Source organism: Parafannyhessea sp. LCP19S3_B1 (assembly GCF_052121955.1).
Lineage (GTDB): Bacteria > Actinomycetota > Coriobacteriia > Coriobacteriales > Atopobiaceae > Parafannyhessea.
This window is the reverse complement of record NZ_JBQKDH010000005.1, coordinates 52,158-73,325: the sequence shown is the minus strand read 5'-3', so window position 1 is coordinate 73,325 and position 21,168 is coordinate 52,158. Positions and strand designations below refer to the sequence as shown.

The following is a 21,168-nucleotide window of genomic DNA, read 5'->3' as shown; positions in this document are numbered from 1 at the left end:
GTAATCAGGAGTTACAGAGATGGAGTTTCTCAAGGTCTCCAGCAAGTCGTCCCCGGCATCCGTAGCAGGTGCTATCGCCGGCATGGTGAAGGACGGCGTCCCGGTAAACATGCAGGCGGTAGGAGCAGGAGCCGTCAACCAGGCCATAAAGGCCGTAGCCATCGCGCGCGGCTTCCTCATCCCCACGGGAGTGGACATTTCCTGTGCGCCCACGTTTGCCGACATCGAAATCAACGGTGACAACAGGACGGCAATTCGCATAGCGGTCTATGTCCATCGCCTGGTTCCCGCGGCTCGTACGGAGTCGTCGCCACACGAAACAACGGAGTTGGTCTAGCTTGTCTTACGTTCCACAGCTCGTAGGGAAAACCTACCACGTCCGAACGTTCGGATGCCAGATGAACCTTCACGACTCGGAAAGGGTGGCGGGTCTTCTGGACGACTGCGGTTGCGTCCAGGTAAGCGACGTCTCCGAGGCGGACATCGTCGTGTTCATGACGTGCTCCGTGCGCGAGAAGGCGGACACGCACCTGTACGGCGAGGCGTCGAACCTGGTGAAGTTGCCAAAGCCGCCCTGCGGGAGGCGCGTCGTTGCCATAGGCGGCTGCATTGCGCAGCGCGATGGCGAGGCCCTCAAGAAGAAGATTCCCAACCTGGACGTCGTGTTCGGCACGAGCGCGCTCGCGTCCGTGCCACAGCTCCTGGTGGACGCCTTCGAGGACGGCGACGATGGGGAGGTGTTCGTCGACACGGTCGAGGAGGGCAGGGGCTTCTCAACGGAGCTTCCGAGCCATCGCGAGCAGCAGTTCCACGCATGGGTTCCCATCATGACCGGTTGCAACAACTTCTGTACGTACTGCATCGTGCCGTACGTTCGCGGACGCGAGAAGAGCCGTGTCTTCGAGCGCATCGTGGACGAGTGCCGCCGCCTGGTGGACGACGGCGTGCGCGAGGTGACGCTGCTCGGCCAGAACGTCAACTCGTATGGCAAGGACCTATATGGCGAGCTTCGCTTTGCGGAACTGCTTCGCGCGGTGGGAGAGACGGGTGTCGAGCGCATAAGGTTTACGTCATCGAACCCGAAGGACCTCTCGCCCGAGATCATCACCGCCATGGCGGAGGTGCCCAACGTGATGCCGCACCTGCACCTTGCGGTCCAGAGCGGCTCGTCGCGCGTGCTGAAGGCCATGAACCGTAGCTACACGCGAGAGCAGTACATCGACCTTGCGAAGAGGATCAAGGCTGCCGTTCCGGGCATCGCGCTTACCACCGACATCATCGTCGGGTTCCCGGGGGAGACGGAAGAGGACTTCGAGCAGACGCTCACGCTTGTCCGCGAGGTAGGCTTCTCATCCGCGTATACGTTCATCTATTCCAAGCGTCCGGGCACGCCTGCCGCGAAGATCCAGGATGACACTCCGCGCGAGGTGATTCAGGAACGCTTCGACAGGCTTGCCAGGCTCGTTGAGGACCTAGCGCACGATGCGAACCAGGTCGACCTGCACACGAAGGTCACGTCGCTTGTGGAGGGGACTTCGAAGCGCGACAGCTCCGTGCTCGTGGGACACAGCCCGAAGAACCAGACCGTCCTGTTCGACCTGCCCGAGGGCAAGGTGGCAGAGGACTTCGTCGGCAAGATGTGCGACGTCGAGGTAGACGTCGCGAAGACGTGGTACCTGCGGGGTAAGCTGGTCGGCGAGCCGCAATGAGCGACGGCAGGCCTAGGCTGATAGCGATCGTGGGGCCGACCGCCTCGGGCAAGAGCTCCCTTGCGGACGAGGTGGCCCTGCGGCTTGGGACGTCGGTCGTGTCGGTGGACTCCATGCAGGTGTATCGCGGCATGGACATCGGCACGGCGAAGGAGCCCAAGGAGTCAAGGCGCGTTCCGCTGCTCATGGTGGACGTTGCGGACGTGAGGTTTGACTATTCCGCCCAGGTGTTCCAGCGGGAGGCGAGGGCCTGCGTGGACGGGTTGCTCCAAAACGGCAGGGTACCCGTGCTGTGCGGCGGCACTGGCCTCTACCTCGACGCCGTGATCGACGAGATGGACTTCCCGCGCGGTACGAAGGGCGGCGACTCAAGACGCAAGTACGAGGAACTGGCTCGTCGACAGGGAGCCGCGTCGCTGTGGGAGATGCTCAGGAGCCGTGACGCTAGGAGCGCGGAACTCATACACCCCAACAACGTACGCAGGGTTGAGCGTGCGCTCGAGTTGCTGGACGAGGGAACGTCCTACGCAAAGGAGCACGAGGGGCTCAAGAGACACGCCCCGCATTACGTCGCATCGATCTTCGCAACGGTTCGTAGGAGAGAAGAGCTGTACAGACGCATCGACGCCCGTGTGGACGCGATGATGGCAGCGGGCTTGGTGGAAGAGGTCAAAGCCCTTCTCGACCAGGGCCTGCGGGAATCGACTACCGCAGCGCAGGCCATAGGGTACAAGGAAGTAGTCGAGTACCTGGACGGAAACTGCGGGCTCGAGGAGTGCGTGGAGACGATAAAGCTCAGGTCGCGGCGTTATGCGAAGAGGCAGCTTTCATGGATACGCCGCGACGGCAGGGCGCGAGAGGTCGACTTGGATGCCATGACGATCGAAGAGGCATCAGAGTTTGTGATTGACGGCTTCAAGAGCGATGGAGATGAGTAGGTGGGAAGGTTCAAGCCACTTTACACCGCGCCGGTCCCCGAGAGGGCGATTCTGGTGGGCGTCGACATGGGCGATTCCGAATGGTCGATCGAGGAGTCCATGGACGAGCTTGAGCGGCTGGCTCAGACAGATGGCGCGGAAGTAGTCTACCGGATGGTACAGAGGCTGGACGCACCCGTACCGAAGACGTTCATTGGAAGCGGCAAGTCCGAGGAGCTCGTAAGCCTTGTGAGGAACCTGGAGGCGGACGTCGTCATCTTCGATGACGAGTTGACTCCGTCACAGCAATCGAACCTTGAGCGTATTGTCGGCCGCGACGTAAAGGTGATAGACAGGACTGCGCTGATACTCGACATCTTCGGCGAACACGCGAAGACGAACGAGGGAAGGCTGCAGGTTCAGCTTGCGCAGCTGCAGTATGTCTACCCGCGCCTCAGGGGCATGTGGAGCCACCTTGTGGGCGAACAGACCCGCGGAGGAATCGGAAGTCGCTTTGGACAGGGCGAGAGCCAGCTCGAGGTCGACAGGCGTCTTGTGAGGAAGCGCATCTCCTGGCTAAGGAAAGAGCTTGACAGGCTCGAAACGCGTCGCGGAGTCCGAAGCAAGGCGAGATGGGACTCTGGCGTCTACCGGGTTGCCCTCGTTGGCTATACGAATGCCGGCAAGTCAACTCTTCTTAACAGACTCACGAACGCCGGAGTCTACGTCCAGGACGAGCTGTTCGCAACTTTGGACCCTACTACACGCGCCATGGACCTTGAAGAGGGCAGGAGGATCACCGTTACAGATACGGTGGGATTCATACAGAAACTTCCAACCATGCTTGTGGAATCCTTCAAGTCGACCTTGGCGGAAGTCACGGCGGCTGACCTCATCCTTAAGGTGGTAGATTGCAATGACAGGAATGCTGGCAAGGAAATCGCTGCCGTAGACTCGATTCTGAAGGAGATAGGCGCAGACGAGATCCCATCGGTTGTCGTATATAACAAGATGGACCTGCTTGACGAAGATGAAAGGGCTCACCTGCTTGCATCGAACCCCGAATCCGAGTTCATCTCTGCAAAAGAGGGCACGGGGATAAAGGGCTTGCTCTATCGCGTTTCGCAAGAGGCCTCTCGCGGGGATAAGACGATAACGGCCTTGATACCGTACGAGAAGGGCTTACTCATGAAGATGGTTCACGAGAGATGCCAAGTCATCAGCGAGAGATACGAGCAGAAGGGCCTGTTGGCTACCGTCAAAGCGTCCGCAAGAATGTATGAGACGCTCAATCCTTATAAGGTCGAGGAAGAGTAGGGAAGACCACGAAGCCGCAGTAAATCAACCCATGAAGGGCAATGAGAGAAGCAGCAGGACAGGCTGGTGGAGCAGGTAAATTGGAAGAGCATGGCGTCCCACGCACTCAAGTGGGGCGCCTTTTAGCTTCGAGAACCACACTGGAAACCCGGACTTTTTCACATGCGTAGTGAGGGAGTTTGCGGAGAGATAGAGGAACGCATAGGGGATAAGGGGATAGTAATCACCAGAAGAGAAGGACGGTCCTGGAAATCCGGCCCAAGAAAGCCAACCGCAATCATAGAGCCCTCGCGGAAGAAAGACTCTTTGACCAAGGAGAGATAGGTACCCCTGAGGAACGTGGAGGGAAGAGAGAAATAGGAGCGCTAGAACAACGGCTCCGAATATTCCCTTGGGTAGGATCCTCAGTCTATCTAGGATATAAGTCGTAAGAGTACATGCCCCCATACAGAAGATGATGCCAAAGTTGATAGGAATGTCCACGCGCGCGACTGACGTCGCGACAAATATGAGGAGAGCTACGAATAGGTATTTGCCCGCTCGTCGTAGGTTGTCATGCGAGTAGGAGTACATGGAGCCGGCAACAAAGACAAACGTCCATGAAATGCTTGCCCTCCATATATCTACGAAGGGCGGAGCGAAGAAGTCCAGGCGGACACCCGCGAGAAACCTAAGGTCATAGCAATAGTGGAACAGAACCATCGATATGACCGAAAACCCACGTATCAAATCAAACGCATGGACTCGATCAAGAACGGCACTCTCTGTGGCGTCTTTGCAAAGCATAAGATCCTTACGAGATGGACCTGAAGAGACCTGTCACCCTGCCGAGAATTATGGGATTTTGAACATAGATTGGCTCCATCGAGTCATTCTCGGGCTGAAGTCGAATGCGGTCCTTCTCGCGGTAAAACGTCTTGACCGTTGCAGAATCATTAATCAGTGCCACGACAATCTCACCGTCATGAGCATCGTGTTGCTCCTTCACAACGATGTAGTCGCCGTCGAGGATTCCGGCGTTAATCATCGAGTGACCATGCACCCTGAGAACGAATGAGCTTGCATCGCCAACAATGCTTGTCGGAAGGGTGAGTGTCTCTTCGACGTTTTGCTCGGCAAGTATAGGTATGCCCGCGGCAACCCGACCAACCAGGGGCAAACTGATGGAGTTCGAATCCAAATCCTGTCTAATCTCCGCAACTCCCTTAGTGCCGATGGCGGAGTTGGAACGACGTCCTTCCCCGTCAACAACCTCAATCGTACGAGGCTTCTTTGAGTCGCGCTTAATGTAGCCACGCTCCTGGAGAACCTTGAGGTGCATGTGCACGGTCGACGGGGACGCAAGGCCGACTGCCTTCCCGATTTCACGCACCGAGGGTGGGAAACCGTGCTCGTCAGTGTATTTGCAGATGAAGTTGTAGATATCTAGCTGACGCTTGCTGAGTCGGTCCTTAGACATGTTCTCCTCCTTCGACTGATGCAATGATATTTCATTTGCCAAATGAATTCAAACAGATGTTCTGATTTGCATTGACACAAACATATGTTCTCCTTAATATCGTACCTATGTTCGGAGTCGAATTGATGTCCACCGCCTCGATTAAAACAGGTGGCAACAACTTCGAGAGAGAGAAGACAATATGAGCAACGCAACTCAGCGCAAGTACACGAGCTATAGCTTTACCACCGACGGATCGCTCGCACTTAGCCCGCAAAGCCATACCTTTGTAGTTATTTCCGGCAACGTTACGAAGCCCGCTTGTGTAAGCAGCCGAAATCAAGGCAGGGTTCGCAACGGACGAGAAGGCGAGAGAGGCGACCGGATCGGGCTGGTGTCAATCGCGGTTCTCGCTCTTGCAATAGTGGCGAGCGTGGTAATTGGAAGCTTCGGCATTCAAGTGGCGGAAGCCTCGAGAATTTCCCATGCTTTCGAAGACGTTAAGGTCAGCAAGGTGGCTGCAAAGCAGGGATCGTCTATATGGTCATATGCAGAGATGTGCAAAGTTAAGGGCGTATCGACTAAAGAGATTGCAGACTGGATTCAGAGCAAGAATGATGTCGGCGTTAACGGACTGGTACCCGGCACTGAGATTGTTTTGCCAAACTATCAAGCGTAAGTTTCTCTCTTTTACTACTAATATTTCGTGAAATGATTCAATTTCCTCCTGAGCGGTTTTGATTGTGGGAATTGTGTTAATCTTCCTACTGTAAAACTGTAAGGGAGGTATTTTGCGCTGTCCCAAATGTGGCTGCACCGAGTCAAAAGTCGTTGACTCTAGGCCTTCTGAAAGTAATGACGCGATTAGACGTAGGCGTGAGTGCGTGAAGTGTGGCACTCGTTTCACTACCTATGAGCGACGGGAAGAAATGCCGCTTCTTGTCATAAAAAAGGATGGTTCCAAAGAAACCTTCGATAGACAAAAGATCATGCGAGGCCTCGTCGCCGCGACGGTCAAACGCGACGTGCCTTTGGAACGTCTCAATGCACTGATTGACGATATCGAGTCATACCTCAGAGACCATGGTATGACTGAGGTTGAATCGCAGGAGATTGGTAAGCTCGTTCTGCAGAGGCTCGTTGCAATTGACAAGGTGGCCTACGTCAGATTTGCATCTGTGTACAGGGACTTCAAAGACGTTGACGAGTTCAACGAGGAGCTTAGGAGTCTTGCGGATGAATAGCAGGCAAATCAATCTGAACATACAGAGGCTTGACAATGATGTCGAGCTGCCCAGATACGCATATCCGGGGGATGCAGGTCTTGATCTGAGGTCGAATGCGGACCTGGTTATCGAACCCTTTGAGCGAAGGTTAATCCCCACGGGTCTTGCCATCGCAATTCCGGAGGGATACGCGGGGTTTGTGCAGCCGCGCAGCGGGCTTGCACTAAGGCAGGGTCTCTCTTTCCCCAATACGCCCGGACTCATCGATTCACACTATCGTGGCGAGCTGAAGATTGTGGCCATCAACCTTGATCCGCACAATCCTATCCGCATCAAGAGGGGCGATAGAATTGCCCAGCTCGTGATACAAGAGGTGCCCGTTGTCAATCTCGTCGAGGTTAAAGAACTGGACGAGACTGATAGGGGATCTGGCGGTTTCGGTTCAAGTGGCGTTTAGACGCCTTTTGGATAGGTCTTTCGACCTGAGTATCTGTTTGTCTGTACCAAGAGGGGGAGTTCCATGGACAAGTTCTTTCATATTGGGGAAAGGGGTTCGTCGATCAGCGATGAGCTACGCGCTGGTCTCACGACGTTCCTCGCCATGGCCTACATCATTGCGGTAAACCCCGCAGTGCTAAGCGGCGCCGTGCTGGGCGCTGACGGTAAGCCTCTGACCAGTGCGCTGGTCACTGCCACCTGCGTTGGCGCCGGCATCATGACCATCATCATGGGTCTCGCCGCAAATCGTCCGCTCGCCTGCGCCTCTGGCCTTGGCGTCAACGCGATGATTGCCGCAGTCACCCCTGGAATGTGCGGTGGCGATTGGCATGAGGCCATGGGCATCGTATTCGTCGAGGGCATGGCCATCCTCATCCTCGTTCTTTGTGGGCTTCGCGAGAAGATCATGGACGCGATTCCTGTCAGCCTTCGACACGCAATCTCCGTTGGCCTCGGTCTTTTCATCGCAATGATCGGCCTCGTGAACGCAGGCATCGTCGTTGCTGGAAAGGGCACCGTCGTTACCCTCGGCAACGTATACGACCCCGCGTTCATTGTTGGCATCGTATCCATCGTCGCAACGCTCATCTTTGCTGCTCTTAACGTTAATGGTGGAATCCTCTTCGGCATCATCGTTGCCGTTCTCGTAGGAATCCCCCTTGGTGTGACTGCCGCTCCCAAGGGCATCGTCGACGCACTGGACTTCTCTACGGTCGGTGCTCCTTTCATGTCTGACAAGAACGGAACCATGGGGCTGATCAAGGTATTTGCGAACCCGACGGCCCTTGTTTTTGCGTTCTCGCTCATGATGTCTGACTTCTTCGACACCATGGGAACTGCAATGGCCGTTGCTAAGAACGGCGAGTTCCTCACCGAGGACGGCAACGTCGAGAACATCAAGGAGATCCTCATCGTCGACTCTGCGGCGGCTGCCGTGGGTGGCGCAATGGGTGTGTCCTCCATCACCACCTTCGTCGAGTCCGCCTCTGGCGCCGCTGATGGTGGCCGCACTGGCCTCACCTCCGTCACCACTGGCGTCCTGTTCATCCTCGCCGCTTTCTTCGCGCCCCTGATTTCCGTTGTCAGCTCCGCTGCAACCTGCGGCGCACTTGTCTACGTCGGTTTCCTCATGATGACTGAGGTCCACGAGATCGACTGGACCGACCTCCTGCAGGGCTTCCCCGCATTCCTCACCACCGCTGGAATCGCAATGACCTACTCAATCTCCTCCGGCATCGGCCTTGGCTTCATCGCCTATGGCCTCACCGCCATTGTCACTGGCAAGGCCAAGGAGATCAAGCCGTTGATGTGGGTCGCCATTGTGGCGTTCATCATCTATTTCCTGATGTCCTAGTCTCGGCTCACGAGGGCCCGGCGCCGCCGGGCCCTTTTTTTGCAAGTATAGAAAGGGGAGTGCATGGCTCACCACGAAAGAGAAATCATAGGCGTCGACGACCGCGTGTCTGTTGGACGTGCCATACCTCTTGGCATCCAGCATATGATGAGCATGTTCGGTTCCACCGTCTTGGTGCCCGTCCTCACGGGTCTCAACCCGAACGTCGCCATCATGTGCTCCGGTATCGGAACGATCTGCTACCTGCTCGTCACGCGTAACAAGATTCCAAGCTACCTCGGTAGCTCGTTTGCCTTCATCAGCCCTATCCTCGCGGCGACCGCGGCGACGGGAAGCATACACACGGCACTCTCGGGCGTCGTGGTGGCCGGCCTCGTGTTCCTTGCTACCGCAGGGATCATCAAGCTCGTCGGTACCGGGTGGCTCGACAGGCTCCTTCCGCCCGTACTTGTCGCCTCGGTCATGGTCGTCATTGGAGTCGGCCTTTCTGCGACCGCAGCGAAGATGGCACTTAACTCGTCAACGGATTCGTTCGTGGCAAGCGGTGCGATAGTCGCTGCAATCACGCTTGTCGCGGCGGTGGTCTTCTCCAGCATGGGAGGCCTCATCGGAACGCTGCCGATCCTCCTTGCCATCATCGTCGGCTACATCGTTTCCAGCTTCTTCGGGCTCGTCGACTTCTCGAAGGTCGTCTCCGCCCCCTGGATCGGCCTTCCGCCCATTCAGGCGCCGCACTTCGATCCGGGTGCCGTGGCCCTCATCGCCCCTGTCGCTATCGTGGTAGTTATCGAGCACATCGGACACCTCCTTGCCGTCGGTGAAATCGTTGGCAAGGACTACCGAGAGATGCTTCCTCGCTCGCTTGCAGGCGACGGCCTGTCCACGCTCATCTCTGGCTTCCTTGGAGGCCCTCCCACCACGACGTATGCCGAGAACATCGGCGTCATGAGCGTCACCCGCGTCTACTCTACGCAGGTCTTTTGGTATGCGGCTGGCTTTGCGCTGCTGGTAGGCGGCTTTTGCCCCAAGCTCGCTGCGTTCATCAACTCCATCCCCGTCCCCGTCATGGGCGGCGTGAGCCTCCTTCTGTTCGGCCTCATCGCGTCGAACGGTCTTAGGATGCTTGTGACCAATCATGTCGACTTCGACGAGAACCGCAACCTCATGATTGCGTCCGTCGTCATCATCCTTGGCGTCGGTATGGAGACCTCCGGCATCTCCATTCCCATTGGGTCCTACACCCTTCCCGGAATGGCCACGTCCACGCTCGTGGGAATCATCATGAACCTGATTCTTCCGCCCGCAAAGCCAAAGAACGAGGCTGTGGATAGCCAGAAGTAGGAAGACGAGAAAAGCTTCCAAGTCCGCAATCGGCCGCATGCATTTTGTATGTGGCCGATTATATTGTGCGCTATTTAAAATAGTCGGGTATACTGCCACTAGAACAGACTCCGAAGAAGGGACCCGACATGGATCAGATCAAGAAGGACCTTGTCATTATCGGCGGAGGGCCAGCCGGTCTATCTGCCGCCATCTACGCTCAGAGAGCTCTTCTCGACAACGTCGTCCTGGAGCAGGAGGCGGTCGGAGGACAGGTAATCCTCACGAGCGAAGTCGACAACTATCCAGGCGTTCCTCACACCGATGGCTACAGTCTCGTCGAGGCAATGCAGACCCAGGTCAAAGACCTTGGCGGAACCATTCAGATGGAAGTTGTCAGAAGCGTCGAGAAGAACGGGGACGTCTTTGTCGTCACGACCTCGGAGCACGAGTACGTTGCCAAGGCAGTGATCGTGTCTGGTGGTGCTACGCCGCGGCATGCGGGATTTGCCGGCGAGAAGGAGTTTGGCGGAAGGGGAGTGTCCTACTGCGCCACATGCGACGGCATGTTCTATCGCGGCAAGCGGGTCTTCGTTGTCGGAGGGGGCAACTCCGCGGCAGAGGAGGCGCTCTTCCTCACCAAGTTTGCGGATAAGGTAACCATGGTCGTGCGCAAGGACCACATGAGGGCTCAGGCGGCCGTGCAAAGCCAGGTCGAGAAGAGCGACAAGATAGACGTCATGTTCAACTCGAAAGTGGTTTCCGTCTCTGGAGACGGCCTCCTTGAGTCGATCACGTTTGAGGATACTGTTACGGGTGAGAAGACTACGCAGGACTTCGATAAGGGCTCGTTTGGGGTCTTCGTGTTTGTGGGACGCGTTCCCGCTAGCGAGCTCGTGCGCGACCTCGTCGAAAGGGATTCGAGCGGCTACGTCATAACGGATGACCACATGGCAACCGCCACGCCAGGACTCTATGCGGCCGGCGACATACGTCAGAAGGCACTCAGGCAGATTGTCACGGCGGCCTCTGACGGCGCCATTGCAGCCACAAGCGTCGCGGGATTCCTTGGGCAGCCGGTTGAGGGCTAGTTTGTTGAAATACGCGTACTGATACGCCGCCCTTGTATCAAGGGCGGCGTTTTTGCTGCTTGTTGACTTTTAACCTGAGAGTTCTGGAAAACCCTCAAGTATATTATGTAACGTTCAAGCTACCTTCCAGCTCCCTAGAAGACATGGTTGAGGGTTGCAGTGGCTCCTGCAACCTGTCGGGTATGGAGCCTGTCGGGTATGGAGCTTGACTGGCCACGCACCCTACGTAGCGCAGGGGCGTAAATGGTAGTGACTGCGGCGGGTTACGTTGCGGACGGACTGCAATTACGGATTGGCAACCACCAAGTACGCCCGGCCGCGTACCTTCATGTACCATCGGGTGTGTTGATAGTATTGGGACGTGCAACATGTCCGGATGACGTGATTACTCCTGCGTATGGGAAGGCGTTGTCGTGATAATTGTTGGGCACTAGGCTGCGACCCGATGGACCAACTTGGGAGCATGCGGAAGACTCAGGTGCCATTTTCGATTACGTGTGGTTCTGGCAATAGTCGTATCAGTCGAGAGAGGATCCGGTAGTCGCAGCACAGTCCATGAACTAGTAAGACAGTCGTACGGTCAAAGTTGACTTAAAACCGTGATAATATATCTTATGTAAAGTAAGAGAGTTTCTCAGTCAAGTTCAGACGACGCTACGAAGCTGACCCGCTCCCCCTACTTCGAGCCGTGCTCGGCTCTAACCTTGCGGATCTTGCGGCGTAGGCGTGATGACTTCGGTCTCCAATTGGACGTCAGCGAGCTGCCAAACATCTGCCACAAACGCTCACGCACCTCGTCCTGCTTGTTAGCGTCCAGAATCAGCAGCAAGTTGTCAAGTGCTTGAAGCTTGACGCTGCCCGTGGGAACGACCTCCTCGCCGGCACGGTCAATCAGCACCACACGTACGGACTTTGGCCACTGTATTTCGCGGATGAGCTTGCCCTCACATTCCGAACCAGCCCCTACGACAAAGTTCTGCAGGCACTTCTCGCCGCTGCCATCCAGGCGGTCGGAATCCTTGCGGCCCATGTTGCCCAGAAGGCGACCCAGCAGGTGCTCGTAGAACGCATCAACTTGCAGGAGGTTGGCGGTAACGTACGAAAGGATGGACACGATGGAGACGGATAGCAGCGCGTCCATGCTTCCGGTGAGCTCGAACGCAAGCACGACGGCCGTCACGGGCGCCCTCACGACGGACGCGAACAGGCCACCGATTCCCAGGACGATGAAGTTTGTGACGAAGACGGACGGAAGCCCCAGATAGGCGACGGCAAGCCTGCCAAACAGGCAGCCAAGGAGCGCTCCCATGACGCAGAGAGGGAACAGCGTGCCGCCGGGCGCGCCAGAGCCAAAGCAGAGCGTCGTGAAGATGTACTTGCCCAAAAGGAGAAGTGCGATCGTGCCGATGGCGAGCGACTGCTGTGTCGCGAGTCGCTCCACGATGGCGTCTCCGCCGCAGGCAAGGTCCGGCGCGAGGAATATGAGGACGCCGGAAGCGAGAAATGGGACGATGAGGCGCATGTACGGCGCATGATGCCTGATTTTGTCGAACTGTTCCGTCATCCAGAACATGCCGCGGTTGTGCGCGGCGCCGGCGATGCCGCAAAAGATGCCGAGCGCAATGACGAACAAGTAGCTGTGGTGAGGCAGGTCTGCCGCGAACACGAACTGCAGCACGGGCTTCACGCCCAGAACCTGGGACACCACGAAGTCGGAGCTGATGGCAGCTGCCATGACGGAAACGATGAGCGGCGCGTTGAACTCCTTGTGGATCTCCTCGATTGCGAAGAGTACGCCCGTGAGCGGCGCGTTGAACGCCGCGGACATGCCGGCCGCCGCTCCACAGGTGGTAAGCAGGCGCTCCTCTCCCCTTTCGCGCCCCATCAGCTTAGAGACCGCCTTGCCGGCCATGCCGCCGAGCTGGACGCTTGGTCCTTCTCGCCCGAGCGAGAGGCCACCCAGCGCGCAGAGCGTGCCCTCGACGAACTTGGCGGAAAGCACGCGCCACCACGGCATGTCGAGGCGGCCGATCACCTCGGCGTCGATCTGCGGGATGCCGGAGCCCTGCGTGTAGGGCTCCCATACCATGAGACGGCAAACGACGCCGCAGATGACGACGAGAAACGCGAACCACAGGGGCAGGAACGTCCAGTTGGACTGGATTGCGGTCGCGATGGCGCGCAGGAGGGTCTCGGCGTGCGAGAGCGCCAGGCGGTAGAGCGAGACGACCGCGCCCGCCGCGACGCCCACGAAGAGGCCCTCGCCGATCATGTATACCTGGAAGCGCCGCGAGAAGTGCCTGCTCACGATGTCCTTGCGTCTTGCCATGCGTCAGTCCATTCCGCGTCCAATGAGAGGCACCTGCCAGCGGAAGCCGACAGGTGCCCGATCAAGCTACTTGCCTGTTGTCACGTTGCCCTACGACTACCTAACCTTGATGAGCGTGAAGACGTCCTGGTCGTAGGCAGCGCCGATCTCCTTGCGCGGGTCGAGGTAGCAGAGCTCGAGGATGAAGCCGAAGCCCTTGACCTCCGCACCGGCCTGCTCCACGAGCTTGGCCGTGGCGACGGCGGTGCCGCCGGTGGCAACGAGGTCGTCGATGATGAGCACCTTGTCGTCCGCGGAGAGCGCGTCCTTGTGGATCTGGAGCTCGTCCGTGCCGTACTCGAGGGAATACGTCTGCGAGTAAACCTCGCGGGGCAGCTTGCCCGGCTTGCGCGCGGGGACGAAGCCGGCGCCCAGGCGATACGCGACGGGAGCGCCCACGAGGAAGCCGCGTGCCTCCGCACCCACGACCTTGGTGATGCCTTCGCCCTTGAAGTGGTCCGCGAGGTCGTCGATGGCCGCCGCGAAGCCCTTGGGGTCCGCCATGAGGGGCGTGATGTCCTTGAAGATGACGCCAGGCTCGGGGTAGTCGGGAATGTCCACAATCAGGCCTGCGTAGTCGCTCTCTGCCACGGGTGTTCCTTTCACTTGTTTCGCACTGCCAAGTACGTAATTCTACTCTTCCATCTCGCTGAAGGTCTTCGAGATCTGCCTGCGGATGAGGGTATCGCGTACCTGCCCCGTGAGCGCGAGCATCTCGGAGAGGGCCTGGCCAAACTGCTGGCGGTTCTCCTCCGTGCGCTCCATCTCGACCCCGCCGCCCTTCTTGGCGAACACGACGAGCGCCTGCTCGAACATGGCGCTCTCGCGGTTGGCTGCCGTGACATACTGGCGGAGGTTCTTCGGGCCGATGCCAAAGTGCCGAAGCTCTCCGCAGGTCCTGATGAGCTGGAAGTCCTTGCCATCCACGAGCGAGCGGCCGTGCGGCGACTCGCGAAGCTGGATGACGCCGGCCTCGGACAGCTGGCGCACAAAGCTCACGGGCACGCCCAGAAGCTCCGGCATGCGGTCGATGGGGTGGAACTTCTGAAGAACCTCCTCGTCGTCCTCCCCTACGTTGGGATACGGCGTCTGTGCAAGGTTCACATGCCCTTCTCCCCCGTCGAGCTGCTGCTTTATGACGGAGAGCGGCATGAAGCGGTTCTTCTGCAGGTAGAGGATGGTCTCGAGCCTGTGGACGTCTTTCTGCGAGTACAGGCGGTATCCCGAGGGCGTGCGAGACGGGTTGAGCAACCCCTCGTCCTCGAGGTACCTGACCTTTGATATGGATAGGTCCGGGTATTGGCCCTGCAGCCGCTTGACTACCTTGCCGATTGTGAGGTATCCGGCATCGGGCATGGCTTAGTTTCCAGTCTCGATCCTCACGTTCTTCCGGTTGGTGTGGAAGATCATGCGGAAGGTGCCTACCTGGATGGTCGAGCCATCCTTGAGCAGCGCGCGGTTGACGATGGCGCCGTCGACCCATGTGCCGTTGAGCGAGCCGAGGTCCTCGATGGTGGCAAGGCCGCTCTCCAGGCCGGAAAGGTCAAGGCGCGCATGGCGACGAGAGACCGTCATGTCGTTCAGGAACACGGTGTTACTGGGGTCGCGCCCGATGGTGACGATGCTATCTGCCAGCTCGAACGTCGATCCCATCTGCGGCCCCTTCACGATGGTGAGGGTGGGGTGACTGGGGGTCGCCGCGGCCATGAGGTCCGGAGAGGTGGCGTCCGTAGCGGGCATGCGGAAGATCTTGGTGGCTCCCGCGTCATTGTTCTTGGTAGGCTGCATGTGCCTATCTCCCCTCTTGTTAGGTTTCCGTACCATGATAGCGCTTTAGCGACACGCGACGCAGTCCATCTCGACGAGCGCTCCCATGGGCAGGCGCGATACCTCCACGACGGTGCGGGCAGGGGCAGGCGCCACGAAGTAGCGCTCGTACACGTGGTTCACGGTGTCGAGGTCGTCCAGGTTCGCCAGGTAGAGCGTCGTCTGGGCAACGTCTGACAGGGTGCAGTCCGCCTCGGCGAGAAGTGCCTGGACTATCTGGATGACGCGTTCGGTCTGGACCGCGGCGTCTCCCGCTATCAGGCGGTCGCAGTTGTTTGGGTCGATGGGCAGCTGTCCGGATGCGAACACGAGCCTGCCGGCAGTCGTGCCTTGGGAGTATGGGCCGATGGACTCCGGCGCGGTAGGTGCGTTTATTGCATACTTCACTTTTGGCTCCCTCCGTTTGGACCCAAGAGGCCAGCGTTTCTCGCCGCGGCGTACAGGCGCTCCAGCGCAGAGTGCAGCACGTGATCGGGACATGCGAGGTTAAAGCGCTCGAAACCGTCGCCCTCGCTGCCAAAAACGTGACCCTCGTCCAGGTAGAGCTGGGCGTCCTCGTGCATGAAGCGCTCGAGCCCCTGTGGGCTGAGCCCCCATGCGCCAAAGTCTGCCCACGCGAGGTACGTGCCCTCCAGCGGGTACACCTCCACCTCGGACATGCGTTCGTGCATGAAGTCGCGAAGCATCTGGTAGTTGGACCAGATGACGCCCAGCAGCTGCTCCAGCCATGCGTCGCAACGGGTGTATGCGGCAATGGTCGCAGGATATGCAAAGCAGTTGAGCTCCGTAGACGCAACGTCCTTAAAACCGCGCACGAAGCGCTCGCGAACGTCCGCGTCTGGCACGTAGTTCACGGACGCCTGGCAGCCGGCGATGTTGAACGTCTTGCTCGGCGCGGTGCACACCACAAGGTGCGGCCAGTCTGCCGGGCGTGCGACGGACATGATGGCCGTGTGCCTGACGCCGGGCATGATGATGTCGTCGTGAATCTCGTCCGCGACGATGGTCACGTCGTGGCGCGCGCAGATGTCAAGCACGCGCTCGAGCTCGCGTCGCGTCCAAACGCGGCCTACGGGGTTGTGAGGGCTGCAGAGCACCAGCATGGTGTTCGCGGGGTTTGAGGCCTTGCGCTCCAGGTCGTCGAAGTCCATGCGGTAGCGGGGCGCGCCGCCCGTGCGGTCCACGGCAAGCGGGTTGCGCACGATGTGCCGCCCGCTTGCCTCGACTGCCATGAAGAACGGGTAATACACCGGCGGCTGCACGATGACGCCGTCGCCGGGGCTCGTGAGCGTGGGCACCGCGTTGAAGATCGCGGGCACCACGCCCGGTGACGTCACCACCCACTCGCGCTTGGGCGTCCAGCCGTGGCGGCGCTCCTGCCAGCCAAGGCACGCAGAGAAGAACTCGTCCGTAGGGTCCGTGTAGCCCATGACGGCGCCGTCCAGCCACTCGCGTAGCGCCTGCTTTACCTCCGGCGGGTTTTCGAACTCCATGTCCGCAACGGAAAGCGGAACGATGTCCGGCCCCAGGTTGGGCTGGTCGCGATACATTTGCTCCCACTTTGCCGATCCCGTGCCGCGGCGCTGTGGCAGAGTCTGAAAGTCGTAGTGCATGGCGTGCCCCCTCGTGTTTGATGTTAGGAATTATATCCAGAGCGGGGCCGTCCCAATCACGCGCTACAGGGCTCGCCCTCCTATGAAGTCGGCCGACGGTCTGATGAGGCCCCATTCCAGCAGGTCGGCACGGTCAAGTCGCACGCGGTCCGGCTTCTGCAGCGCGTCGAGCCACGGCGCGCTGGCGCTCGCCGCATCACACAGCTCCGCAAGGCCCGTCGGACGCACGCCCGTAAAGCTCAAGAGGCTGCGCCACAGCACGCGCGCGAAGCTTGGCGGAACAAGCAGCACGTAGAGCGGCGCCCCGCCAAGAGAAACCGCGCATGCCACCACGGGGATGTGACCGTCCAGCATGAGGTTCGCCACGTGGTCCGCCCGCGGCAGCGAGGAGTCACCGTCCACGTAGTCTCCCAGCACGCGCGGGGCGTCGTTTCCCCACAGGACCAGTGGCACAAGGTCGCGGCTCACGTCCTGGACCTCGAGCCCCTCGTAAGGACGGAAGCCGTTCTGCTCGATGGACGCCACAAACGTGAGCCACGCAGAAAGCACCCCCGCACGCGGGCTCGCGTCGAACGCGAGCAGCTCGTGGTCTCCCGTGCGTGCCGCCAGCGGGATGGACGCGACAGCCCCGTCGCCCAGGAACACGGGCGAGAAGCCCGCGTGCCCCACGGCAAGTGGCTCCGCCGCGAACGCGGCCTCGCCAAACGCCGCCACGGGATCGCCCGAGGCCAGGAGCATTCGCATGCCGGTGGCGTCAGCCAAGAGCGTGCCGTCCTCAAGCGACTCCGCAACGGGCGCGGACGCGCCGTACGCCACGGTCCTGAGCGCCCCCAGCTCCGTGCGCTCGAACGTCGCGCCAAGCAACAGGTGCTCTTCGTACAGGGGTCCCACGACCCCCGGCAACTTGTCCTTCTCGGCCATGAGACCCCCTACGAGACGAGACTTGCCACGTCGTAGAACAGCGGCAGCACAAATACGTTATAGGATGATACTCGGTGTAGCCAGCGGCTGGCACTATACACTTCGCGCGCGACAGGTCGGCCCTGCTGCGTCCACGAGGAGCGGCCAAACGGCTGCTGCGCGCCAAGCATCGTGCCCGAGGGCAGCATCGTGGTATGCCACGTCACGTCCTGGCCGCGATAGACGCGTCCGGCGGCGTTCCACTGCGCCGTGACAACGCGCTTTGCCCAGAAGCAGTCCGCGTCAGAAACCACGCGCACGGGCCACGCCTTGCGCGCCAGGCTGATGCGCCCCAGGTAGGTGTCGTACGCCCAGTCCATCAGGATGGCAGTGTCCGTGAAGCGCCCCTCGTGCGTGGAGCAGCCGAGCACGGCCGAGAAGAGCTGGACGCCCCAGCGGCGGCTCGATCCCAAAAACGTAGTTCCGGACTCGACCGCGCCGGTCTTGATGCCACACAGGCCGGCGTAGCTTCCCATGAGGTCGTCCGTGGATGCGAGCGTCTTCTGCTGGCCTCCGGCCGTCACCGTTACGGATCGCGTGGTGACGGCGGCCGCGATCAGCGGGTAGTTCTGCAGTGCGTAGCGGCCCATGAGTGCGAGGTCGTGCGCACAGGAGTAGTGCCCGTCCTCCTCCAGGCCGTGCGGGTTCTTGAACTGCGTGTTCGTCATCCCGATTTCCTGGGCCTTCTTGTTCATGAGCTCCGCGAACTTGTCGACGCTGCCCGACACCGCGACGGCGATGTTTGCGGCGGCGTCGTTTGCGGAGTACACGAGCATGGCCATCATGAGCTCGCGCAGCGTGGGCGCATCGCCCGCCTTGTAGCCGGCGAGCTGGGCGCCGTCCTGGTACGTCATGTCCTGGATGGTGCACGTCTTGTCCAGGTCCACGCCGGAGTCCAGCGCGACCATGGCCGTCATGATTTTGGTGATCGAGGCGGGTGCCATGTGCTCCGTGGCGTCGTGGCTTGCGAGCACGTTGCCGTCCTGGTCGATGATCTCGTAGCTCTTGGCCTCAGTCACCTGCGGCTTTGCCTCCTCGGCCAAAGCCGGCGCTGCGGGCCATGCAAACAGGGCGGCCAATAGCACGGTCGCCACAAGGAAAATCGCTCTTCTCATCCTGCTAGTTCGCCTCCGTGGCACGGCTGCCCTTCTTCTTGGCGCTGCGCTCCGCACTGCGCTCGGCCGCAGCCTCGCGCACCGCGGCCTCCTTTGCGGCTGCACCGGTTGCAGCCGCCTCCGCGGCGACGGCGGAGGCGGGCGTGGGCTCGCCCTCCGGGGTCTCGTCCGTGCGGTGGCCAAGCTCGAGCGCGCGGCGCTTGATGGCAAAGCCGCGCTTGGTGTACACGAGGGCCGTCACAAGCGAGCACAGGAGCCCCGCGTACACGAAGAAAATGCCAAGGGCGGCGCGCGCGTGGCCCAGACCGGGAAGCCAGCCCACATCCACCAGGCCAAGGCCGTTGACCTTGGGCAGCCCTAGCAGCAGAAAGCTGAAGCCCGTCATGAGGAACGCGGTTGCGAACTTGCCCACGTAGATCACGTCCACCGGGCGGCGCTGGTACTTCTGCAGGATCATCGATCCCGCAAACAGGTACGCATCGCGGCCAATCACGAACACGGCCATCCACACCGGGAGCTCCCCCCTGAGCATGAGGCCGAGCACGCCTGTAAACAGCAGCACGCGGTCCATCACGGGGTCCATGATCTTTCCGAGCCAGCTGACCGTCTGCGTGCGGCGCGCCACCTGGCCGTCCAAAAAGTCAGTCACGGCCGCTATCACGTAGAACGTGAGCGCCAGGTAGCGATTGAGGTCGTTCACGAACATGTACAGAAACACGCCCGTAAGGACAAAGCGGCACATCGTGATCACGTTCGCGATGGTAAATATGCGGTGGGAGGGGTTGTCAGAGGTTCCCTCCGGTGCGTTAGTGCCCTGAGCCTGCGCGATCGCGGCGTCGCGACCGACCTGGTTCTTGACGGATATCTTGAAGTTCTCGCGCTTGGTGCCCAAGGGGTCTCTCCTCGTTTTAGCTTGTAACGTTGCTATGGTACCCGATTGCCCGCGTTTCTCCCAAACTCTGCCAAGATTACGCATGCGTCACGGCACGCGCGCGGGCGGGCCTCGCGGAGCCGCGCCGTAGTACAGTTGCGTCAGGAACCGCGCCGCGGCGGCGGCATCGCGAACGTGGAGGTAACGCATGCGCTACGAGGTTGGCATCGGCACGCGCACGGAGGGCTTCGAGCTTCCGCAGGAAGACGTTATAGAGGTCATGCACGCGAACCCCGTGGCGAGCGGCCCCACGGGCGAGAAGGTCGTGCGCGCCTCGCTTGCGGCGCCCATGGGCACGCCGCGTCTGCGCGAGCTGGTGTGCCCTGGCCAGACCGTGTGCGTGATAACGAGCGACGTGACGCGGCCGCTTCCCACGGCGACGGTGCTGCCGCCCGTGATGGACGAGCTCCATGCCGCCGGCGTGCGCGACGAGGACGTGCTTCTGGCCATCGCGCTGGGTAGCCATCGCCCGCAGACGGAAGACGAGCTCCGTGCCATCATGGGCCCGTACTACGGGCGCCTGCGCGTGCTGAACGGGGACTCGCGCGGGCTCAGGCACTTTGGGACGACCTCGCACGGCACCCCGGTGGACGTGCTTGCGGAGGTCGCGGAGGCGGACGTCCGCGTCGCGCTCGGCAACGTGGAGTACCACTACTTCGCGGGCTACTCCGGCGGCGCCAAGGCCATCATGCCCGGTTGCTCCACATTCGCCGCGATCCAGGCAAACCACTCGCTCATGGTGGACCCGGCCGCGCGCTCCGGCAACATGGAGAGCCCCGTCCGCCTCGACCTGGAGGAAGCCTGCGCCATGGTGGGCCTCGACTTCATCGTGAACGTGGTCCTCGACGAGGAGAAGAACGTGGTGTACAGCGCCGCGGGCGACTTTGTGGCCGCGCAGCGCGACGCGTGCCGCAAGCTGGACGCGCTCTACGGCTGCGAGCTCCACGAGTACGCGGACGTCGTGGTGGTGAGCCAGGGCGGCGCGCCGAAGGACCTTAACCTGTACCAGCTGCAGAAGGCGCTCGACAACGCGAAGCACCCCGTGAAAGACGGCGGCGTCATAGTGCTGGTGGGCTCGTGCGCGGAGGGACTGGGCCAGGACACGTTTGCGAAGTGGATGCACGAGGCGCGCACGCCGCGGGATGTGGTGGACCACCTGCAACGCGACTTCCGCCTGGGCGGCCACAAGGCAGCGGCCATAGCGCAGATAGAGCTGCGCTGCGACGTGTACCTGGTGTCGGACATGGAGCCCGACCAGGTGCGCGACTGCTTCATGACGCCGTTTGCCCACGTGCAGGATGCCGTTGATGCGGCCATGGAGTCCCAGCGCCGTCGACTGGGCCGCGAGCCGCGCGCGCTCATCATGCCGCACGGCGGCTCCACGCTGCCTCTCATGCGCGTGTAGGCGCGGGGCGTCCGGGGCGGCACAGTGCTGGGCGAGAAGTGCCGCCCTCGGGTCCGTGCGGCGTCCTTCTCGCCCGGCG

Annotated in this window: 22 protein-coding genes; 11 read left to right on the top strand and 11 right to left on the bottom strand. The window is 60.4% G+C overall.

Translation table 11 applies throughout. The annotated features are described in order from the left end of the window. Positions 1–19: 19 nt before the first annotated feature. The 4 genes from ACTQWE_RS03530 to hflX all read left to right on the top strand — a co-directional run bounded on the left by ACTQWE_RS03530 (position 20) and on the right by hflX (position 3,943). On the top strand, positions 20–337 hold the full coding sequence (locus ACTQWE_RS03530; RefSeq protein WP_441855666.1) for a stage V sporulation protein S: 318 nt from the start codon (positions 20–22) through the stop codon (positions 335–337). 61 nt (positions 338–398) lie between these two features. Further along, the gene (gene miaB / locus ACTQWE_RS03525) at positions 399–1,709 is read left to right on the top strand and encodes a tRNA (N6-isopentenyl adenosine(37)-C2)-methylthiotransferase MiaB (RefSeq protein WP_441855668.1); all 1,311 of its coding nucleotides are present in this window, start codon (positions 399–401) and stop codon (positions 1,707–1,709) included. Continuing rightward, positions 1,706–2,647, top strand: coding sequence for a tRNA (adenosine(37)-N6)-dimethylallyltransferase MiaA (gene miaA, locus ACTQWE_RS03520; protein ID WP_441855670.1), 942 nt, complete (start codon positions 1,706–1,708; stop codon positions 2,645–2,647). Before miaB ends, miaA begins: the two co-directional genes overlap by 4 nt. Continuing rightward, positions 2,648–3,943: a GTPase HflX gene (gene hflX / locus ACTQWE_RS03515; RefSeq protein ID WP_441855671.1), complete on the top strand. Its 1,296-nt coding sequence runs from the start codon at positions 2,648–2,650 to the stop codon at positions 3,941–3,943. A 24-nt stretch (positions 3,944–3,967) separates the two neighbouring features. On the opposite strand, the gene ACTQWE_RS03510 is transcribed toward hflX, so the two are convergent. Then, a complete protein-coding gene (locus ACTQWE_RS03510; RefSeq protein WP_441855673.1) occupies positions 3,968–4,729 on the bottom strand; it encodes a heparan-alpha-glucosaminide N-acetyltransferase domain-containing protein in 762 nt (253 codons plus the stop codon). 7 nt (positions 4,730–4,736) lie between these two features. Beyond that, on the bottom strand, positions 4,737–5,402 hold the full coding sequence (lexA, locus tag ACTQWE_RS03505) for a transcriptional repressor LexA (RefSeq protein WP_170103556.1): 666 nt from the start codon (positions 5,400–5,402) through the stop codon (positions 4,737–4,739). 181 nt (positions 5,403–5,583) lie between these two features. On the opposite strand from lexA, the gene ACTQWE_RS03500 reads away from it, so the two are divergent. From ACTQWE_RS03500 to trxB, 6 genes are all read left to right on the top strand, one after another. Further along, positions 5,584–6,060, top strand: coding sequence for a hypothetical protein (locus tag ACTQWE_RS03500; protein ID WP_441855675.1), 477 nt, complete (start codon positions 5,584–5,586; stop codon positions 6,058–6,060). A gap of 112 nt (positions 6,061–6,172) precedes the next feature. Continuing rightward, positions 6,173–6,625, top strand: a complete 453-nt coding sequence (gene nrdR, locus ACTQWE_RS03495) for a transcriptional regulator NrdR (RefSeq protein ID WP_373576693.1) — start codon at positions 6,173–6,175, stop codon at positions 6,623–6,625. Beyond that, positions 6,618–7,064: a dUTP diphosphatase gene (gene dut / locus ACTQWE_RS03490; protein ID WP_441855677.1), complete on the top strand. Its 447-nt coding sequence runs from the start codon at positions 6,618–6,620 to the stop codon at positions 7,062–7,064. The genes nrdR and dut overlap by 8 nt, the downstream gene beginning before the upstream one ends. Positions 7,065–7,127: 63 nt before the next feature. Continuing rightward, complete coding sequence (locus ACTQWE_RS03485) at positions 7,128–8,459, top strand: NCS2 family permease (protein ID WP_170103560.1); 1,332 nt, start codon at positions 7,128–7,130, stop codon at positions 8,457–8,459. A gap of 63 nt (positions 8,460–8,522) precedes the next feature. Further along, entirely contained in the window at positions 8,523–9,800 is a 1,278-nt protein-coding gene (locus tag ACTQWE_RS03480) for a uracil-xanthine permease family protein (RefSeq protein WP_170103561.1), read from the top strand. 128 nt (positions 9,801–9,928) lie between these two features. Next, on the top strand, positions 9,929–10,870 hold the full coding sequence (trxB, locus tag ACTQWE_RS03475; protein WP_441855680.1) for a thioredoxin-disulfide reductase: 942 nt from the start codon (positions 9,929–9,931) through the stop codon (positions 10,868–10,870). A gap of 676 nt (positions 10,871–11,546) precedes the next feature. Here the strand turns inward: trxB and ACTQWE_RS03470 are convergent. The 9 genes from ACTQWE_RS03470 to ACTQWE_RS03430 all read right to left on the bottom strand — a co-directional run bounded on the left by ACTQWE_RS03470 (position 11,547) and on the right by ACTQWE_RS03430 (position 19,645). Continuing rightward, positions 11,547–13,199, bottom strand: a complete 1,653-nt coding sequence (locus tag ACTQWE_RS03470) for a chloride channel protein (protein WP_441855682.1) — start codon at positions 13,197–13,199, stop codon at positions 11,547–11,549. 96 nt (positions 13,200–13,295) lie between these two features. Continuing rightward, complete coding sequence (locus tag ACTQWE_RS03465; RefSeq protein ID WP_373576699.1) at positions 13,296–13,829, bottom strand: adenine phosphoribosyltransferase; 534 nt, start codon at positions 13,827–13,829, stop codon at positions 13,296–13,298. Between the two features lie 42 nt (positions 13,830–13,871). Continuing rightward, positions 13,872–14,594 carry a transcriptional regulator FtsR gene (gene ftsR, locus ACTQWE_RS03460; protein WP_441855684.1) on the bottom strand — a complete coding sequence of 241 codons (723 nt, stop codon included), beginning with the start codon at positions 14,592–14,594 and terminating at the stop codon, positions 13,872–13,874. 3 nt (positions 14,595–14,597) lie between these two features. Further along, positions 14,598–15,026: an FHA domain-containing protein gene (locus ACTQWE_RS03455; RefSeq protein WP_090847664.1), complete on the bottom strand. Its 429-nt coding sequence runs from the start codon at positions 15,024–15,026 to the stop codon at positions 14,598–14,600. Positions 15,027–15,071: 45 nt separating this feature from the next. After that, entirely contained in the window at positions 15,072–15,452 is a 381-nt protein-coding gene (locus ACTQWE_RS03450; protein WP_441855686.1) for a Rid family detoxifying hydrolase, read from the bottom strand. After that, on the bottom strand, positions 15,449–16,678 hold the full coding sequence (locus ACTQWE_RS03445) for a MalY/PatB family protein (protein WP_441855688.1): 1,230 nt from the start codon (positions 16,676–16,678) through the stop codon (positions 15,449–15,451). The genes ACTQWE_RS03450 and ACTQWE_RS03445 overlap by 4 nt, the downstream gene beginning before the upstream one ends. 63 nt (positions 16,679–16,741) lie before the next feature. Beyond that, a complete protein-coding gene (locus ACTQWE_RS03440; RefSeq protein WP_441855690.1) occupies positions 16,742–17,599 on the bottom strand; it encodes a hypothetical protein in 858 nt (285 codons plus the stop codon). An 8-nt stretch (positions 17,600–17,607) separates the two neighbouring features. Further along, complete coding sequence (locus ACTQWE_RS03435; protein ID WP_441855692.1) at positions 17,608–18,657, bottom strand: D-alanyl-D-alanine carboxypeptidase family protein; 1,050 nt, start codon at positions 18,655–18,657, stop codon at positions 17,608–17,610. A gap of 100 nt (positions 18,658–18,757) precedes the next feature. Continuing rightward, a complete protein-coding gene (locus ACTQWE_RS03430) occupies positions 18,758–19,645 on the bottom strand; it encodes a CDP-alcohol phosphatidyltransferase family protein (protein ID WP_441855694.1) in 888 nt (295 codons plus the stop codon). Positions 19,646–19,832: 187 nt separating this feature from the next. Here ACTQWE_RS03430 and larA point away from each other — a divergent pair, with 187 nt between their 5' ends. Beyond that, positions 19,833–21,089 carry a nickel-dependent lactate racemase gene (gene larA, locus ACTQWE_RS03425; protein WP_441855696.1) on the top strand — a complete coding sequence of 419 codons (1,257 nt, stop codon included), beginning with the start codon at positions 19,833–19,835 and terminating at the stop codon, positions 21,087–21,089. Positions 21,090–21,168 lie beyond the last annotated feature (79 nt).

Bases quoted from the DNA above. Each gene is read 5' to 3' on its own strand.
- ACTQWE_RS03530 (WP_441855666.1), top strand. From the start codon at position 20: ATGGAGTTTCTCAAGGTCTCCAGCAAGTCGTCCCCGGCATCCGTAGCA.
- miaB (WP_441855668.1), top strand. From the start codon at position 399: ATGAACCTTCACGACTCGGAAAGGGTGGCGGGTCTTCTGGACGACTGC.
- miaA (WP_441855670.1), top strand. From the start codon at position 1,706: ATGAGCGACGGCAGGCCTAGGCTGATAGCGATCGTGGGGCCGACCGCC.
- ACTQWE_RS03510 (WP_441855673.1), bottom strand. From the start codon at position 4,729: ATGCTTTGCAAAGACGCCACAGAGAGTGCCGTTCTTGATCGAGTCCAT.
- lexA (WP_170103556.1), bottom strand. From the start codon at position 5,402: ATGTCTAAGGACCGACTCAGCAAGCGTCAGCTAGATATCTACAACTTC.
- ACTQWE_RS03500 (WP_441855675.1), top strand. From the start codon at position 5,584: ATGAGCAACGCAACTCAGCGCAAGTACACGAGCTATAGCTTTACCACC.
- dut (WP_441855677.1), top strand. From the start codon at position 6,618: ATGAATAGCAGGCAAATCAATCTGAACATACAGAGGCTTGACAATGAT.
- ACTQWE_RS03485 (WP_170103560.1), top strand. From the start codon at position 7,128: ATGGACAAGTTCTTTCATATTGGGGAAAGGGGTTCGTCGATCAGCGAT.
- ACTQWE_RS03480 (WP_170103561.1), top strand. From the start codon at position 8,523: ATGGCTCACCACGAAAGAGAAATCATAGGCGTCGACGACCGCGTGTCT.
- trxB (WP_441855680.1), top strand. From the start codon at position 9,929: ATGGATCAGATCAAGAAGGACCTTGTCATTATCGGCGGAGGGCCAGCC.
- ACTQWE_RS03470 (WP_441855682.1), bottom strand. From the start codon at position 13,199: ATGGCAAGACGCAAGGACATCGTGAGCAGGCACTTCTCGCGGCGCTTC.
- ftsR (WP_441855684.1), bottom strand. From the start codon at position 14,594: ATGCCCGATGCCGGATACCTCACAATCGGCAAGGTAGTCAAGCGGCTG.
- ACTQWE_RS03455 (WP_090847664.1), bottom strand. From the start codon at position 15,026: ATGCAGCCTACCAAGAACAATGACGCGGGAGCCACCAAGATCTTCCGC.
- ACTQWE_RS03445 (WP_441855688.1), bottom strand. From the start codon at position 16,678: ATGCACTACGACTTTCAGACTCTGCCACAGCGCCGCGGCACGGGATCG.
- ACTQWE_RS03440 (WP_441855690.1), bottom strand. From the start codon at position 17,599: ATGGCCGAGAAGGACAAGTTGCCGGGGGTCGTGGGACCCCTGTACGAA.
- larA (WP_441855696.1), top strand. From the start codon at position 19,833: ATGCGCTACGAGGTTGGCATCGGCACGCGCACGGAGGGCTTCGAGCTT.